The following is a 16,573-nucleotide window of genomic DNA, read 5'->3' as shown; positions in this document are numbered from 1 at the left end:
CCAACCAGCGCATGACGCAGCACATCTTCGTGACCGGGGGTGTGGCGTCCTCCCTCGGCAAGGGGCTGACGGCGTCCAGCCTCGGTCGCCTCCTTCGCGCTCGTGGCCTCCGCGTCGCGATGCAGAAGCTGGATCCCTACCTCAACGTGGATCCCGGCACGATGAACCCCTTCCAGCACGGTGAGGTCTTCGTCACCGAGGACGGGGCCGAGACGGACCTCGACATCGGCCACTACGAGCGCTTCCTCGACGTGCGCTTCGACGCGTCGGCGAACGTGACGACCGGGCAGGTGTACTCCGCGGTCATCGCCAAGGAGCGCCGCGGGGAGTACCTCGGCGACACCGTGCAGGTCATCCCGCACATCACCAACGAGATCGTCGACCGGATGCGGGCGCAGGCGCGGCCCGACATCGACGTCATCATCACCGAGGTCGGCGGCACCGTCGGCGACATCGAGTCCCTGCCCTTCCTGGAGGCGGCGCGCCAGGTGCGCCAGCGCCTCGGCCGCAGCAACGTCTTCTTCGTCCACGTCTCCCTGGTGCCCTACATCGGGCCGAGCGGCGAGCTGAAGACGAAGCCCACGCAGCACTCCGTGGCCGCCCTGCGCAGCATCGGCATCCAGCCCGACGCCATCGTCTGCCGCTCCGACCGGGAGATCCCCGAGAGCGTCAAGGGCAAGATCGCCTCCATGTGCGACGTGGACGCGGAGGCGGTCGTCGCCGCCATCGACGCCCCGTCCATCTACGACATCCCGAAGGTGCTGCACCGGGAGGGCCTCGACGCCTACGTCGTCCGCAGGCTCGGGCTGTCCTTCCGCGACGTCGACTGGCGCACGTGGGACGACCTGCTGCGGCGGGTCCACCACCCCGCCCACCAGGTCGAGGTCGCCCTCGTCGGCAAGTACATCGACCTGCCCGACGCCTACCTGTCGGTCACGGAGGCGCTGCGCGCCGGGGGCTTCGCCCAGGACGCGAAGGTGCACATCCGCTGGATCGCCTCCGACGACTGCCAGACCCCGGAGGGTGCGCGCAAGGCGCTGGCCGGCGTCGACGCCGTCTGCATCCCGGGCGGGTTCGGCGTGCGCGGCATCGAGGGCAAGCTCGGTGCCCTGCGCTACGCGCGGGAGAACCTCATCCCCACGCTGGGGCTGTGCCTCGGGCTGCAGTGCATGGTCATCGAGTTCTCCCGCAACGTCGCAGGCCTCGCGGGGGCGAGTTCGACGGAGTTCGACCCCGGCTGCGAGCACCCCGTCATCGCGACGATGGAGGAGCAGAAGCACATCGTGGCCGGTGAGGGCGACCTCGGCGGGACGATGCGCCTCGGGCTGTACGAGGCGCAGCTGCAGGCCGGTTCGGTGGTCGCGCAGACGTACGGCAGCGAGCGCATCTCCGAGCGGCACCGGCACCGCTACGAGGTGAACAACGCCTACCGCAAGCAGCTCGGCAAGGCCGGGCTGGTGTTCTCCGGCGTGGCGCCCGAGCTGGACCTCGTGGAGTTCGTGGAGCTGCCGCGGGAGGTGCACCCGTACTACGTCGCGACCCAGGCGCACCCCGAGTTCAGCTCGCGCCCGACGAAGGCGCACCCGCTGTTCTCCGGCCTGGTGGCCGCGGCGCTGGACCGCCAGCGCGAGGAGCGCCTGGTGGACGTGGAGACCCCGCCCGTGGTGGAGGTGGCCGTCCCGTGAGCGACGGCCTGCCGGGGACGCCCGCCACGGGCGCCGACCTGGCCGACCGGCGGGTGGAGCGGGAGGTCCGCAGCTCCGAGGTTGTCTTCGCCGGCCGGGTCTGGGACGTCGTCCGCGAGGACGTCGCCCTGCCCGGCGAGGACGGCGGGCAGGTCGTCACCCGGGAGTTCCAGCGCCACCCGGGTGCCGTGACGGTGCTCGCCCTCGACGACGACGAGCGGGTGCTGTTCCTGCGGCAGTACCGCCACCCGGTGCGGCACGAGCTGTGGGAGCTGCCCGCGGGGCTGCTCGACGTGGACGGCGAGGACCCGCTCGCGGCGGCGCAGCGTGAGCTCGCCGAGGAGGCGGACCTGCGGGCGGGGAGCTGGGCGGTCCTGGCGGACTGGTTCAACTCCCCGGGCGGTTCCGACGAGGCGCTGCGCGCCTACGTGGCCCGGGGCCTGTCCGCGGTGCCGGCGGAGCAGCGGCACGTCCGCGAGGACGAGGAGGCCGACATGCCGCTGCTGCGGGTGCCGCTGGACGAGGCGCGGGACGCGGTGCTGGCCGGGCGCGTGCACAACCCGGGCGCGGTCATCAGCGTCCTCGCCGCCTGCGCGGCGCGGGAGCAGGGCTGGGCGACGCTGCGCCCGGCCGACGCGCCGTGGCCGGAGCACCCCCGGCTGGGCTGAGCCCCGCCCCGGCGGGGCTGCCGCCGTGGTGGGGGCGTGGCGTTGGGCGGAGGGGACGGGCGGCCCGGCTAGGGTCGGCCCGTGCCCGCCCCCGCGTCCTCGCCGAGCTCCCCGCCGAGCCCGCTGCGGCACGCCCTGCAGGACTACCTGGGCCACCTCGGGGTCGAGCGGGGCCTGGCGGAGAACACCCTCGGTGCCTACCGGCGGGACCTGCAGCGCTACGTGGACTTCCTCGAGGCCGCGGGCGTCGGCGACGTCTCGGCCGTGCGCGAGGAGCACGTCAGCGCCTACGTCGTGGCGCTGCGCAACGGCACCGACGGACGCGGCGCGCTGACGGCGAGCTCGGCTGCCCGGGCGGCCTCGGCGGTGCGCGGCTGGCACCGATTCCTGCTGGAGGAGGGCCGCGCCGCCGACGACCCCGCCCACGGGGTGCGCCCGCCGGTGCCCCCGCGGCGGCTGCCGAAGGCACTGGACGTGGCGGAGGTGACCCGCCTGCTGGACGCGGCGGGGGCCGCCGAGCCGCCCGTGGGGCTGCGCGACCGCGCCCTCCTGGAACTGCTCTACGGCTCGGGGGCGCGCATCAGCGAGGCCGTCGGGCTGGACGTGGACGACGTGGTGGCCGCCGCCACGGCCGACGGGGTGGTCCGGCTGCGGGGCAAGGGGTCCAAGGAGCGGGTCGTGCCGGTGGGTTCCTACGCCCGCGCGGCCCTGGAGGAGTACCTGGTGCGGGCGCGGCCCGCCCTGGTGTCCGCGGGGCGCGGCACCGCGGCCCTGTTCGTGAACTCGCGGGGCGGGCGGCTGTCCCGGCAGAGCGCGTGGGCGGTGCTGCAGTCGGCGGCCGTGCGGGCGCGGCTGGGCAGCCGCGTCTCGCCGCACACGCTGCGGCACTCCTTCGCCACGCACCTGCTGGCCGGCGGGGCGGACGTGCGGGTGGTGCAGGAACTGCTGGGGCACGCCTCGGTGACGACGACGCAGGTGTACACGCTGGTGACGGCGGACTCGCTGCGGGAGGTGCACGCGGCCACGCACCCGCGGGCGCTGCGCCGCTCACCCGCCTGAGATCCGCCGCCCGGCGTCCTCCGGGCACCCCACCGCAGGAGCCGCCGCAGGGGTGCGCGGGCACCCTGGGGCGTGACGGCTGCGCCGCGCCCGACTAGGGTCACCCCGTCCACGGGGCCGTGCAGCTGATCGAGGAGGCCGGACGCCCCGGACGCCCAGCACGCCCCCCGCGGGCGACGTCCACACGAGGAAGTGCCGCACCCGTGAGCAGCGATCACCAGCAGGCCGGCCCCCTGAGCGGCGGCGAGCAGCCGGACCGCGCTGGAGCCCAGCCGCCCGTCGCGCTGTCGGTGGAGCAGCCCGCAGCCCCCGCGCCGGTGGGCGGGAGCGGCGCCGGACCCGTCGGGTGGCTGCAGGCGGTGACCGACCGGGACGCGCCCGCCGACCCCGTGGGATGGCCGCGGCTGCAGGACGGGCCGGAGGATCCGCGGGCCGTGCACGTGGCGGAACCCGCACCGGTGGAGGCGGCCGAGGCGGTGGAGCTTCCCGAGCCCGCCGAGGCCGTGCAGACGAGCGAGCCCGTCGTGGCGGCCCCCGAACCCGTGGCAGTGCCGGAGCCCGTGGCGGCACCGGTGCTGGGCGCGACCGGCCGGCCCATGCCCCTCTTCCGGGAGCCCGCACCGCTGGAGCAGCACGGCCCCGCGCGGGTCATCGCCATGTGCAACCAGAAGGGCGGCGTCGGCAAGACCACGACCGCCATCAACCTCGGCGCGGCGCTCGCCGAGTACGGCCGTCGTGTCCTGCTGGTGGACTTCGACCCGCAGGGCGCGCTGTCCGTCGGCCTCGGCATCAACCCGCACGACCTCGACCTCACCGTCTACCAGGTCCTCATGGACCGCGGCACCGACATCCGCTCGGTGGTGCGCGAGACGGCCGTGGAGAACCTCGACCTGCTGCCCGCCAACATCGACCTGTCGGCGGCTGAGGTGCAGCTGGTGGGCGAGGTCGCCCGGGAGAGCGTGCTGACGCGGTGCCTGCGTCCGGTGCTGCAGGACTACGACGTCATCCTCATCGACTGCCAGCCCTCGCTCGGCCTGCTGACGGTGAACGCCCTCACCGCCGCCCACGGCGTCATCATCCCGCTGGAGTGCGAGTTCTTCGCCCTGCGCGGCGTGGCGCTGCTGGTGGAGACGATCGAGAAGGTGCAGGAGCGGCTCAACCCCGCCCTGGAGATCGACGGGATCCTCGCCACGATGTACGACGGGCGGACCCTGCACAGCCGGGAGGTCGTCACCCGGGTGGTGGACGCCTTCGGCGACGACGTCTTCCACACGGTCATCGGCCGCACGGTGAAGTTCCCCGACGCCACGGTGGCGGCCGAGCCGATCACCTCCTACGCGCGCCAGCACCCCGGTGCCGAGGCGTACCGGCAGCTGGCCCGCGAGCTGATCGCCCGGGGCGACGCCGCCTGACCCGGCGGGGCGCCGACCGCCCGTCGCACCCGCAGCCGGGTCCGAGGGCGCTGCGGGCGTGTCCGGGAGAGGGCCCCGCGCTCTGTACCGTGAGGGGGTGCCGAACCCGTCGTCCCCCGCGCCCACGCGCAGGCCGGAGGCGACCCGGCGGGACGAGGGCGCGGGCGGCTTCCAGGTCCACCTGGAGAACTTCACCGGCCCGTTCGACCTGCTCCTGGGGCTGATCGGCAAGCACCAGCTCGACATCACCGAGGTGGCGCTGGCCCGGGTGACCGACGAGTTCATCGCCCACATCCGCGCCTCCTCCGAGAAGGGGCAGTGGGACCTCGACGAGGCGAGCGAGTTCGTCCTCGTGGCGGCCACCCTGCTCGACCTCAAGGCGGCGCGCCTGCTGCCGGCGGCTGAGGTGGAGGACGCCGAGGACCTGTCCCTGCTGGAGGCTCGCGACCTGCTCTTCGCGCGCCTGCTGCAGTACCGCGCCTACAAGGAGGTCGCGGCGGTGCTCGCCGAGCGCATGGCGGAGGGCGCGCGCCGGGTGCCGCGGACGGTGGCCCTCGAGCCGCACTTCGAGAAGCTGCTGCCGGAGCTGGTGCTGACGGTCACCCCCGAGCAGTTCGCCGCGGTGGCGGCGCGGGCGCTGACGCCGAAGCCGGTGCCCGTGGTGCAGCTCGGGCACCTGCACGCCAGCACCGTCAGCGTGCGGGAGCAGGCGGCGGTGGTGGTGGCGCGGCTGCGGACGGCGGGGACGGTGACGTTCCGGGAGCTGGTGGCCGACGCGGGCGACGGTCCGGACGCGACCCTCGTCGTGGTGGCCCGCTTCCTCGCCGTGCTGGAGCTGTTCCGGGAGCGGCAGGTCGCGCTGGAGCAGCCGGAGGCCCTGGGCCCGCTGACCGTGCGCTGGCAGCCGCAGGACGACGCGCCCAGCGGGGTGGACGTCCTGGCGGGCGTGGACGAGTTCGACGGCACCGACGCGGAGCGGGCGCCGCGGCCGGTCGAGGTGGGAGGGGCATGAGCGAGGCGGGAAGCGCCCTGGAGGACGGGTACGGGCCGGGCGAGCCGGTGCAGGACGAGCCGGGGCTGGACGACGGTGAGCGGGCGCGGCTGCGCCCGGCGCTGGAGGCGGTGCTGATGGTCGCCGACGACCCGGTCGGGGTGACGGCGCTGGCGCGTGCCACGGACAGCGACGAGGCGACGATCACGGCTGTCCTGCGCGACCTGGCGGGGGAGTACTCCGACGAGGGCCGCGGCTTCGAGCTGCGCGAGGTCGCCGGCGGCTGGCGGATGTTCTCCCGGCCGGAACACGCCGGGGTGGTGGAGGCGTTCCTCCTCGACGGGCAGACCGCCAAGCTGACGCAGGCGGCGCTGGAGACCCTGGCGATCGTGGCGTACCGGCAGCCGGTGAGCCGCGCCCGGGTCTCGGCGGTGCGCGGCGTCAGCGTGGACGGCGTGATGCGGACCCTGCTGTCGCGCGGGCTGGTCGCGGAGGCGGGGGTCGAGGCGACTTCGGGTGCGACCCTGTACCGCACCACCGACGAGTTCCTGCACCGGATGGGCCTGACCAGCCTGGAGGACCTGCCGCCGCTGGCGCCGTTCCTGCCGGAGCTGACGGAGGTGGACGCCGTGCTGCAGGAACTGGAGGAACCGGAGGTCCTGGCTCCGCAGCCACGGGAACCCCACCACGACGAGCAGCACCACGACGAGCAGCACCACGACGAGCAGCACCACGACGAGCAGCACCACGACGAGCAGCACCACGACGAGCAGCACCACGACGAGCCTGACCCGGCCGAGCACGAGCCGGACCAGCACCACCCAGACGAGCAGCAGACGGCGGGACGCGAGAGCGGGTCCGCCGACGAGGAGGACCGATGAGCCCGACCCCACCCCGCCGCGGCGGGGGAACGCCCGGAGCCCGTCCGGGCAGCGGGGCGCAGCGCTCCGCCGGCGCGGCGGGCAAGCCCGCCCGCGGCGGTAGGCCCGCTGGCGGCGCGAGCAGCGGGAAGTCGTTCGGCGGCAAGCCCGCCGGTGGTGGCGCGAGCGGCGGCAGGACGTTCGGCGGCAAGCCCGCCGGTGGCGCCACGAGCGGCGGCAGGACGTTCGGCGGCAAGCCCGCCGGTGGCGCCACGAGCGGCGGCAGGACGTTCGGCGGCAAGCCCGCCGGCAGTGGCGCGGCCGGCGGCAAGCCCGCCGGCAGTGGCGCGGCCGGCGGCAAGCGCGCAGGTGGCGCGACGGGCGGCAAGCCGTTCGGCACGTCGACCGGTCGCCGGACCGGCGGCGCCACCTACGGCGGCCAGCCCGGCACGGGGGCCCGCCCCACGCCGCGCCGTGGCGCCGCCAAGCGGATGACCGACGACATCACGCCCGCGCCGCAGCCGCCGCGCCGCGGCCCGCGCCCGCCGGCGCGCCGCGACCTCGACGTCCACGACCCCGAGGGCGTGCGCCTGCAGAAGCTCCTCGCCCAGGCCGGTGCCGGTTCGCGCCGTGCCTGCGAGGAGATGATCGCCGCCGGGCGCGTCACCGTGGACGGCGAGGTCGTCACCGAGCTCGGTGTCCGCGTCGACCCCAGCCGCCACGTGGTGCACGTGGACGGCCTGCGCTTCCAGGTGGACGACGACCTCGTCTACATCCTCGTCAACAAGCCCACCGGCGTGGTCTCGACGATGTACGACGAGGAGGGTCGGCTGAACCTCGCGGACATGGTCGGTCCCCGGGAGGAGCGCCTCTTCCACGTCGGGCGCCTCGACATGGACACCGAGGGCCTCATCCTGCTGACCAACGACGGGGCGCTGGCGCACCGGCTGCAGCACCCGTCCTTCGGGGTGCAGAAGACCTACCTCGCGGAGGTCCGCGGCCCCGTCAAGCGCGACCTCGGCAAGAACCTGCGCGCGGGCATCGAGCTGGAGGACGGCCCGGTGACGGTGGACTCCTTCCGGCTCGTCGACTCCAAGCCCGGCTACGCCCTCGTCGAGGTGATCCTCCACGAGGGCCGCAAGCACGTCGTGCGCCGGCTGCTGGAGGCCGAGGGCTACCCGGTCCTGAAGCTGGTGCGCACCCAGATCGGGCCGCTGGTGCTCGGCGACCTCAAGCCCGGTCGCAACCGGCGGTTGACGAAGGGCGAGGTGCAGCAGCTCCTCAAGGCCGCGGGGCTGTGACGGGCCGGGCGGCGCGGGGGTCCGCGCGGTGACCCTCGACCCCACCTCCCCGGCCCTGACCCGGGGGCCGGTGCGCGTCGTCGGCACGGGGCTGCTCGGGGGCAGCATCGGCCTGGCCATGTCGGCGCGTGGCGTCGACGTGCTCCTCAGCGACCCGTCGCCCACCGCGATGGCGCTGGCGCGGGACATGGGTGCCGGGCGGGTGCACGCGGAGGTTCCCGACGCCGCCGAGCCGGCGCTCGTGGTGGTGGCTGCTCCGCCCGACGTGGTCGCCGACGTGGTCGCGGCGGAGCTGCAGCGCTGGCCGGGGGCGGTAGTGACGGACGTCGCCAGCGTCAAGGGCGAGCCGCTGCGGGAGCTGCGGGAGCGCGGCGCCGACCTGGCCCGCTACGCCGGTGGGCACCCGATGGCGGGGCGGGAGCGCTCCGGCGCCGTCTCCGCCCGCGGTGACATCTTCGCGGGGCGGCCCTGGGCCATCACCGCCGCGCCGGAGACGGAGGCCGCGGCGGTGGAGGCGGTGCGGGCGCTGGCCCTCGACTGCGGCGCGATGCCGGTGGAGATGCCCCCGGAGCAGCACGACGTCGCGGTGGCGCTCGTGTCCCACACGCCGCAGGTCGCGGCGAGCCTGGTGGCGGCGCGGCTGCGCGAGGCGCCGGACGTGGCCGTGGGCCTGGCCGGTCAGGGGTTGCGGGACGTCACCCGCATCGCCGCGAGCGACCCGGCCCTGTGGGTGCAGATCCTCACGGGCAACGCCGGGCCGGTCGCCGCCGTCCTGCGCGCGCTGCGCGACGACCTGGACCAGGTCATCGGCGCGCTGGAGGCCCTCGCGGAGGATCCGGCCGCGCCCGGCGCCCGGGGGCTGCTGGCCCGGGCGATCGCCGACGGCGGGCTGGGGCGCGACCGCATCCCAGGCAAGCACGGCAGCGCGCCGACCCGCTACGCCCCGGTGCTGGTCGTGGTGCCGGACGCACCGGGCGAGCTGGCGCGGCTGCTGACCGACGTCGGCGAGGAGGGCGTCAGCGTCGAGGACCTGCGCCTGGAGCACTCGCCCGGCCAGCGGGTGGCCCTGGCGGAGATCGCCGTGCTGCCAGCCGCGGCGGAGCGCCTGCAGCACGCCCTACGCGCGCGGGGGTGGACCGTCCCGGAGTGACGGGCCCGGGGAGGGGGCGGGCCGAAGGGGGCCGGGGTGGTGCGCGACGCTGCCGTGCGGGGAGCGCTCGCGTGTCGACTAGCCTTCGACGGTGCCCCACCCCGAACGTCCCAGCTCTGCTGCCCCCGGTCCGCTGACGCCTCCCGCGCCCCTCGTGGTGGCGGTCGACGGCCCCTCCGGCTCCGGCAAGTCCAGCGTCTGCCGCGCCGCGGCCGACCGACTGCGCACCGCCTACCTCGACACCGGCGCCATGTACCGGGCGGCCACCTGGTCCTGCCTGCAGGCGGGTGTGGACCTCACCGACGGCGCCGCCGTCGCCGCGCACGTGCGCTCGGTCCCTCTCGTGATGGGCACGGACCCGCACGCCGCCACGACGGCGGTGGGCGACGTCGACGTGACGGAGGCCGTCCGCAGCGCGGAGGTCACGGCGGCGGTGAGCGCCGTCGCGTCGGTGCCCGCGGTGCGCGCCGACCTCGTGCTGCGCCAGCGGGCCCTCATCGACGCCGCCTGCGCGGTGCCGGCGCCGGGCCGGCGTCCCGGGGTCGTCGTGGAGGGCCGAGACATCACGACGGTGGTCGCCCCGCAGGCTCCGGTGCGGGTGCTGCTGACGGCCCGGGAGGACGTGCGCCTCGCCCGCCGCGCCCGCCAGGACCTCGGCTCGGCCGACTCCGGTGCGGTGGCGGCGGTGCGCGACGCCGTCGTGCAGCGCGACCTCGTGGACTCGCGCACCACCGACTTCCTGGTGGCCGCCGACGGTGTGGTGACGCTGGACTCCAGCGACCTGGACTTCGAGGGCACCGTGGTGGCGCTCCTGGGGATCGTCGAGCACGTCGCGGCGGTTCCGCAGTGAGCGCCAGCGTCGACGTGCAGACCCCCCGGCGCTGGACCAAGCACGTCGGGACGCTGCTGGCCCACGGGGTGTGGAACTCCTCGGTGCACGGTGCGGAGCGGGTGCCGCGCAGCGGGCCGGTCATCTTCGCCGCGAACCACGCCTCCATCCTCGACGGGCCGCTGCTGTTCGCGGTGGCGCCGCGGGACGTGCACTTCCTGGTGAAGCAGGAGATGTTCAAGGGCGTGATCGGCTGGGCCATCACGCGGGCCGGCCAGATCCCGATCGACCGCAGCCACGGTGACCGGGCGGCGCTCAGCGCCGTGCTGGCCGTGCTGCAGTCCGGTGGGGCGGCGGGGGTCTTCCCCGAGGGCACCCGCGGTGCGGGGGACGCCTCCTCGGTGCGCTCGGGGGTGGCGTGGCTGGCGTTGCAGTCGCAGGCGCCGGTCGTGCCGGTGGCGTGCCTGGGCGCGCACCGGCCGGGGGAGCGGGCCCGGGCCCTGCCCCCGCCGCGGCGGAAGCTGCACTTCTGCTTCGGGGAGCCGTTCACCGTCAGCAAGGAGGCGGGGGTGCCGGGCCGGGTGGCGCTCGCCGCGGCCGCGGAGCAGGTGCGCACGCGCCTGTCCGCCCACGTGATGGACTCGCTGGCGCTGACGGGGACCCAGCGCCCGCACGACATGCGCGAGGACGAGCTGGGACTCGGCGAGCTCGCCTCCGACGACGTCACCGGAGGTGGCAGGTGAGTTCCGACGAAGCACTGCACGAGCAGGACGGCCACGACGAGCAGGAGCCCGGCGGGCAGGAGCACGTCCCGCAGGACGAGGCGGGCGCTCAGGACGAGGCGGGTACCCAGGACGAGGCGGGCCGCGAGCGCGCGCTGCGGGTGGGCCTGGCCGAGTACGAGCTGTCCGAGGAGGACCTCGCCCTCCTCGACGGCGAGCACGGCGACGGCGGCCACCAGGGTCCGGACGGGCCGCTGCCCGTGCTGGCGATCGTGGGGCGGCCGAACGTCGGCAAGTCCACCCTGGTCAACCGCATCCTCGGGCGCCGCGAGGCCGTCGTGGAGGACGTGCCGGGGGTGACGCGCGACCGCGTCATGTACCAGGCGGAGTGGGCCGGGCGGGACTTCACCCTCGTCGACACCGGCGGCTGGGAGCGCGACGTCGTCGGGCTGGACCTGCGCGTCGCCGAGCAGGCGGAGATTGCCATCGAGCTGGCCGACGCCGTGGTCTTCGTCGTGGACGCCACGGTCGGGGCCACCGCCACGGACGAGGAGGTCGTGCGCCTGCTGCGCCGCTCCGGCAAGCCGGTGGTGCTGGCCGCGAACAAGGTCGACGACCAGCGCGGCGAGGCGGACGCGGCGGCGCTGTGGTCGCTGGGCCTGGGGGAGCCGATCCCGGTCTCCGCGGTCCACGGCCGCGGCACCGGTGACCTGCTGGACGCCGCGGTGGCCGTGCTGCCGCAGGTCTCCCAGGTCGGCGGGGCGGTCGCCGTGGGCGGTCCCCGGCGGGTGGCGCTCGTGGGGCGCCCCAACGTCGGCAAGTCCAGCATGCTGAACAAGCTGGCCGGCTCGGAGCGGGTGGTGGTGGACGCCACCGCAGGCACGACCCGCGACCCGGTGGACGAGCTGATCGAGCTGGGCGGGCGCCAGTGGCGCTTCGTGGACACCGCCGGCATCCGGCGCCGGGTGCACCAGACGAAGGGCGCGGACTTCTACGCGTCCCTGCGCACGCAGGCCGCGCTGGAGAAGGCGGAGGTGGCGGTCGTCCTCCTCGACGCCAGCCAGCCGATGAGCGAGCAGGACATCCGGATCGTGAGCATGGTGCAGGAGTCGGGGCGCGCCCTCGTCCTCGCCTACAACAAGTGGGACCTGACCGACGAGGAACGCCGCCACTACCTGGAGCGGGAGATCGAGCGCGAGCTCGTGCAGACGCAGTGGGCGCTGCGGGTCAACGTCTCGGCGGCGACCGGCCGGCACCTGGAGAAGCTCGTCCCGGCCCTCGACACGGCGCTGGAGTCCTGGGACACGCGCGTGCCCACGGGCAAGCTCAACGCCTTCCTGGGCGAGCTGGTGGCGGCGCACCCGCACCCGGTGCGCGGCGGCCGGCAGCCGCGGATCCTCTTCGGCACCCAGGCCTCGACCCGCCCGCCGCGCTTCGTGATCTTCGCGACGGGCTTCCTGGAGGCCGGGTACCGGCGCTTCATCGAGCGCCGCCTGCGGGAGACGTTCGGCTTCGCCGGCTCGCCGATCGAGGTCAGCGTCCGGGTGCGGGAGAAGCGCAAGCGCTGACGTCGGGACGGCAGGCGAGGGGAACCGCGTGCCAGGGGATGCCTCCGGTGCGGTAAGCTCCTCACCGGTTCGAAGCGCTCTCGGGCGCTCCGGCCGGATCGGGCTGTGGCGCAGCTTGGTAGCGCACTTGACTGGGGGTCAAGGGGTCGCAGGTTCAAATCCTGTCAGCCCGACAGGTAAGGCAGCAGGTCAGAGGGCCCAGGCGAAAGCCTGGGCCCTCTTGCTTTGCCGCAGGAGGGCTCGCGAAGCCTGTGCTGTAGCCAGATGTGTAGCCAACCGGCCCTCAAGAGGCGTCTACGGCGTCCTGCTCGGCATCGAGGGCGGCCTGGATGAGGGCGCTCATCCGCTCCGCCAGCGGGCGGTCCTTGCCGGTGGAGCGGTGCGTGTAGACCTGCATGGTGATGCTCGTGTTGGCGTGACCGATCCGGTCGCTCAGCGTCTTGGGGTCGGCGCCGGCGTCCATGGCGAGGGTGGCGTAGGTGTGCCGGATGTCGTGGAGGCGGATGCGAGGGACCCCGGCGCGGTCCACCAGCCGGTTGAAGCGCCGCGTGAAGGTGTCCGGACTCAGGCAGCGTCCCTCCGGGCTGACGGCGACGTGGTCGTGATCGGGGTAGCTGGCGCCGAAAGCTTCCCGCTCCGCGTCGAGGCCGGCCAAGTAGGCCCGCAGATGTTTGATCGTGAAGTCGTCCAGCGCGATCATCCGTCGCCCGGAACGGGTCTTGCCGTCCGAGTCCGCTACCCGCCCGTTGATGACGACGCGGGTGTCTTCCACCGTGAGGGTCTGCGCTTCCAGGTCGAGGCGTGTCCGGCGCACTGCTGCCAGCTCGGAACGGCGCAGCCCGGTGGTGGCGGCCAGGACCCACAAGCCGCCGTAGCGGTCCTCCAGCGCCACCCGGAGCCAGCGCGCCAGCTCCTCCACCGTCCACGGTGCGGTGCGCTGTACGGGCGTCTCAGCGCGTCGGCGGGGGAGGACGGCGTGCGCGGCGGGGTTGGACAGCAGGCACTCCCACGCCACCGCGTCGCGCAGCGCCCGCCGCATCAGGGCGTGGACGTGCTTGACACTCTTGGGGGAGAGGCCCGGCGTGGTCGGGGTGGGCACCCGTCCGCGCCGGAAGCGCATGGTGGCGGCTCGGGCGGCGGCCTTGGAGGTGCCGCAGGCTGCGGCGATCTCGGAAGGGAGGGGGCCGAACCCGCCGCGTTCGTCGCGGCGGGCTGTCCACATCTCGTACATGGCGGTGCCAGTGTCGGTGCGGACCCGGCCCTGCTCGCTGAGGTGGCGGTAGAAGGCGTTGAGGGTCTGCACGCTCAGGTCGCTCAGCCAGCGGTTGCCGAGGGTTGGGTAGACGTAGAACTCGGCCATGTTGCGGTAGTTGGCGTGGGTGGTGGCCTTCAGCGCCGGTCGGGTGGCCTCCAGCCACTGCTCCAGGAAGTCGCGGACCTTGATGCGGCGGTTGTGGGGCACCTGCCCCTGGTTGACGCGCTTCTGGGCGTCTACGCCCGCCGTCCAGGCTTCGCGTTCGGTGGGGAAGCCGCCCTTGTACTTGCGCTGCCGTTCCCCGGTGAGGGGATGCCGCTCGCCCTCGACCTGGTAGGCCCAGGTCTTGCCGCGTGGGTAGACGGTGAGGCCGGGGATGCTGCGCTGCCCGCTCACGCTGCCACCTCCTCACCGTTGACGAAGGCGGCGAGCTTGGCCGTGACGACGTAGACGCGCCCGGCGAGGCGGCGGGTGGGTAGGGCGCCGGAGGCGGCCAGGCGGTAGGCGCTGGCGCGGCTCAAGCCGAGGATGAGGGCGGCGCGGGGGACGGAGATGAGGACGGGCAGGCCGTCGAAGGGCTGCACGGGGCTCCCTGTGGTGATCGGAGTGACGGCGGACGGGGCGGGCGGCGTGGTGGTCCTGGTGCTGCGCACGGCTCTCCTCAGAAGGCTTTCCCGGTCGGGTGGGTCAGGTGCGTCAGGTGGGTCAGTCCGAGGGTGTCTCGGGGACGACGGGTTGCTGCCAGTCGCCCGGGGCGCTGTAGACACCGCCCGGATCGACGTGAAGTTGCCGGCTCTCGGCCATGCGCGCGCAGGTGCGTCGGACGTGCTCGCGGCTCTGCCCGGTGGCCTGCCCGATGGCGTCGTGGATAGCGACGGGCTTCGCGGGGCCGTGGGTGCGCAGGTGGCGCAGGATGGCGGCGCGGGTGTCGTGGAGGCCGTGTTCGTCGGCGGGGCGGTCGGACATGGTCCAGTGGCCGGTCTCGGGCTGGAACACGAGGGCGTGTTCGGTCTCTTCGACGTCGCGGCCGGTGACGTGCAGGACGCCGTCGTTCTGCCCTCGGGGGCGGCGCAGGACGAGGGTGGCGTCGGCGGCTCCAGCGATGCCGTTGGTGCCGGAGACCTCTTGCAGGAAGTCGTCGGAGCCTGCCTTGCGGACGTGGTGGACCAGGACGACGGCGATGCCGTAGTGGTCGGCGAGGCGCTTGGCGCGGCCTACGGCGGCGTAGTCGGCGTCGTAGGCACTCATCCCCTGCGGGGAGGGTCCGCGCATCTTGGCGAAGACGTCGAGGACGACCATCCGCGCGTCAGGGTGGGCGTCGAGCCAGGTGGCGATGGCCCGGTCTCCTCCGGCCGGCAGGGGCGGCCAGTCGGTGGCGATCTGCAACCCGGCCGGTGCCGCCTGGCCGTGGAGGAGTTTGGCCATGCGGGACTGCAGGCGGCGGGGGGTGTCCTCCAGCGCCAGGTAGAGCACGGGGCCGGGCTGGACGGCGATGGTCCCCAACGCGGTGCCGCCGCAGGCGACGCCCAGCCCCAGGTCCAGCGAGAGCCAGGACTTGCCGACCTTCGGTGCCCCCACCAGTAGGGACACGCCCTCACACAGGACGCCGGGGACCGCCCACTTCGGCTCGGGGAAGTTGGTGGCCATCAGCGTGTCGGCCGCCCACAGGTGCGGAGTCCAGGCGCGGGGCGCCTCCCCGTCGCGGACGGGACGCAGCCGTGGACCGTCGCCGCCGTGCTGGCCAGGTGCTCCGGTGCGGGGCGGGGCGTGCTGCGCCCCGGGGCGTTCCCGCTCGTTGCTCATGCCGCGCTCCTGTCGGTGGTGGCCGTCGTCCTAGTGGCCGCGCCTGCCGTGGCCGTGGTGGCCGCCGTGGCGGTGGTGGTGTCGAAGGAGCGGGGGCGGTCCTCGCCTCGGCGCAGGCCGGATGCGATGGTCTTGGCCGCCTCGGTCTGGGACTGCCCGACCTGGCACCCGGCCGTCAGCAGGACGGCCCGGACGGTCTCGGCGTCCAGCTCCCCGCCGGCCACGAGCTGGCCAAGCTGCACCGCCGCGCCGTAGAGAGCGGCGTTGTGGCCGTGGTCGGCGGACGTCAGCACTGCGCGGACCGCGCCGTTGAGAGCGGCTTGGAGGTAGGCGCGGCGGCGGGTGTCGCTGACGTCGGCCAGGCGCACTGTGATGGGCTGCTTGGGCGGCAGGGGCGCCGGGCGCAGTCGGGCGGTCAGCCAGCCGGGCAGCGGGGCGGGTTCTTCGTGGCGCACGATCCGGTAGACGCCGGTGGTGGTGCGGGTGGGGGGTGCGACGACGTAGCCGCCGTGGCCTCGGGTGTCGATCATCCAGCCGAGCCGGTTGGGGCTGCCGGGCCCGGTGTTGGGCAGCGCGACATCCGTGGGCTGGCGGAAGTAGATGTGCCAGCCGCCGCGTGCGGTGCGGGCGGTGAACGTGTGCGGCACCGCTCGGCGGGTGTCGGTGCAGAGTGCGGCGAGAACTCCGGTGCCGTCGCGGACCTGCCGGTCGGCCCAGTAGCCGGGCACCTCCTCTCCCGGCTTGGGCACGTCCAGGTCCACGACGAGCAGGCCCGAGGGGCCGCAGGCGATCCCGAGACCGAACACGCTCCCGCTCCGGTGCTCGGGGGAGCCCCAGGCGGCCCGGATGCGGTCGGGGTCGGTGGTGGCACGCTCCTCCCACTTGATGTGCCGTCCGGCGCGGGCGCGGCGCAGGTCACGGCCGGTGCAGGCGTGCTCGGCGTGGTCGGGGAAGGCGGGGCGCTTGTCCCCGGGGCGCAGCGGGAACACGGCCCACCCGGACTCGGCATAGGCCAGGGCGGCGGTCAGGACGTCGGAGACAGGGGCGGTCGAAGAGTCATCAGGGGTAGTCGAGGGCTGAAACACGGGGGGTTCCTTCCACATCAAGTTCGTCACGTTGAGTAGTCGCGAGCGGGCATGGGAATGCCCGGGGCGGTGGGGGTTAGCGGTTCGAGCGGCGGCCCGGAAAGTGCGCTGACCTGCGGTTTCACCCCCACGGTGGCGTGGGGCGCTAACGCGCTAACAGGCAGGTCAGCAGCGGCGTAGGGGTG

15 protein-coding genes and 1 tRNA gene are annotated in these 16,573 nt (G+C 74.6%); 12 read left to right on the top strand and 4 right to left on the bottom strand.

From position 1 onward, the window contains the following. Nucleotides 1-11: 11 nt before the first annotated feature. The 12 genes from CLV92_RS20040 (at nt 12) to CLV92_RS19985 (ending at nt 12,418) form a co-directional block, all read left to right on the top strand. On the top strand, nt 12-1,685 hold the full coding sequence (locus tag CLV92_RS20040) for a CTP synthase (protein WP_104435777.1): 1,674 nt from the start codon (nt 12-14) through the stop codon (nt 1,683-1,685). After that, nucleotides 1,682-2,353: an NUDIX domain-containing protein gene (locus CLV92_RS20035; protein ID WP_211291311.1), complete on the top strand. Its 672-nt coding sequence runs from the start codon at nt 1,682-1,684 to the stop codon at nt 2,351-2,353. The genes CLV92_RS20040 and CLV92_RS20035 overlap by 4 nt, the downstream gene beginning before the upstream one ends. 81 nt (nt 2,354-2,434) lie before the next feature. Then, a complete protein-coding gene (gene xerD / locus CLV92_RS20030; RefSeq protein WP_211291310.1) occupies nt 2,435-3,412 on the top strand; it encodes a site-specific tyrosine recombinase XerD in 978 nt (325 codons plus the stop codon). 524 nt (nt 3,413-3,936) lie between these two features. Next, nucleotides 3,937-4,824: a ParA family protein gene (locus tag CLV92_RS20025; RefSeq protein WP_425433595.1), complete on the top strand. Its 888-nt coding sequence runs from the start codon at nt 3,937-3,939 to the stop codon at nt 4,822-4,824. 97 nt (nt 4,825-4,921) lie between these two features. Continuing rightward, complete coding sequence (locus CLV92_RS20020) at nt 4,922-5,836, top strand: segregation and condensation protein A (RefSeq protein WP_211291309.1); 915 nt, start codon at nt 4,922-4,924, stop codon at nt 5,834-5,836. Beyond that, entirely contained in the window at nt 5,833-6,696 is an 864-nt protein-coding gene (gene scpB / locus CLV92_RS20015; RefSeq protein ID WP_104435747.1) for an SMC-Scp complex subunit ScpB, read from the top strand. The genes CLV92_RS20020 and scpB overlap by 4 nt, the downstream gene beginning before the upstream one ends. Next, entirely contained in the window at nt 6,693-7,976 is a 1,284-nt protein-coding gene (locus CLV92_RS22995; protein ID WP_281256958.1) for a pseudouridine synthase, read from the top strand. Before scpB ends, CLV92_RS22995 begins: the two co-directional genes overlap by 4 nt. Nucleotides 7,977-8,004: 28 nt before the next feature. Continuing rightward, nucleotides 8,005-9,126, top strand: coding sequence for a prephenate dehydrogenase (locus CLV92_RS20005; RefSeq protein WP_104435745.1), 1,122 nt, complete (start codon nt 8,005-8,007; stop codon nt 9,124-9,126). A 91-nt stretch (nt 9,127-9,217) separates the two neighbouring features. Further along, complete coding sequence (cmk, locus tag CLV92_RS20000; RefSeq protein ID WP_104435743.1) at nt 9,218-9,976, top strand: (d)CMP kinase; 759 nt, start codon at nt 9,218-9,220, stop codon at nt 9,974-9,976. Continuing rightward, complete coding sequence (locus tag CLV92_RS19995) at nt 9,973-10,698, top strand: lysophospholipid acyltransferase family protein (RefSeq protein ID WP_104435741.1); 726 nt, start codon at nt 9,973-9,975, stop codon at nt 10,696-10,698. The genes cmk and CLV92_RS19995 overlap by 4 nt, the downstream gene beginning before the upstream one ends. Continuing rightward, entirely contained in the window at nt 10,695-12,245 is a 1,551-nt protein-coding gene (gene der / locus CLV92_RS19990; RefSeq protein WP_104435739.1) for a ribosome biogenesis GTPase Der, read from the top strand. Before CLV92_RS19995 ends, der begins: the two co-directional genes overlap by 4 nt. A gap of 99 nt (nt 12,246-12,344) precedes the next feature. After that, a tRNA-Pro gene (locus tag CLV92_RS19985) sits at nt 12,345-12,418 on the top strand. A 110-nt stretch (nt 12,419-12,528) separates the two neighbouring features. Here the strand turns inward: CLV92_RS19985 and CLV92_RS19980 are convergent. From CLV92_RS19980 to CLV92_RS19965, 4 genes are read right to left on the bottom strand one after another with little or no spacing between them, the layout of a single operon-like run. After that, entirely contained in the window at nt 12,529-13,896 is a 1,368-nt protein-coding gene (locus tag CLV92_RS19980; protein WP_104435738.1) for a tyrosine-type recombinase/integrase, read from the bottom strand. After that, complete coding sequence (locus CLV92_RS19975; protein WP_211291308.1) at nt 13,893-14,153, bottom strand: helix-turn-helix domain-containing protein; 261 nt, start codon at nt 14,151-14,153, stop codon at nt 13,893-13,895. The genes CLV92_RS19980 and CLV92_RS19975 overlap by 4 nt, the downstream gene beginning before the upstream one ends. Before the next feature lie 52 nt (nt 14,154-14,205). After that, nucleotides 14,206-15,303, bottom strand: coding sequence for an AAA family ATPase (locus tag CLV92_RS19970; RefSeq protein ID WP_211291307.1), 1,098 nt, complete (start codon nt 15,301-15,303; stop codon nt 14,206-14,208). Next, a complete protein-coding gene (locus CLV92_RS19965; RefSeq protein WP_211291306.1) occupies nt 15,300-16,388 on the bottom strand; it encodes a bifunctional DNA primase/polymerase in 1,089 nt (362 codons plus the stop codon). The genes CLV92_RS19970 and CLV92_RS19965 overlap by 4 nt, the downstream gene beginning before the upstream one ends. Nucleotides 16,389-16,573: the final 185 nt, after the last annotated feature.

Source organism: Kineococcus xinjiangensis (assembly GCF_002934625.1).
Lineage (GTDB): Bacteria > Actinomycetota > Actinomycetes > Actinomycetales > Kineococcaceae > Kineococcus_A > Kineococcus_A xinjiangensis.
This window is presented reverse-complemented; position numbering and strand designations above follow the sequence as displayed.

Coding starts and splice junctions, on each gene's coding strand:
- CLV92_RS20040 (WP_104435777.1), top strand. CDS start 12: ATGACGCAGCACATCTTCGTGACCGGGGGTGTGGCGTCCTCCCTCGGC.
- scpB (WP_104435747.1), top strand. CDS start 5,833: ATGAGCGAGGCGGGAAGCGCCCTGGAGGACGGGTACGGGCCGGGCGAG.
- CLV92_RS22995 (WP_281256958.1), top strand. CDS start 6,693: ATGAGCCCGACCCCACCCCGCCGCGGCGGGGGAACGCCCGGAGCCCGT.
- CLV92_RS19970 (WP_211291307.1), bottom strand. CDS start 15,303: ATGAGCAACGAGCGGGAACGCCCCGGGGCGCAGCACGCCCCGCCCCGC.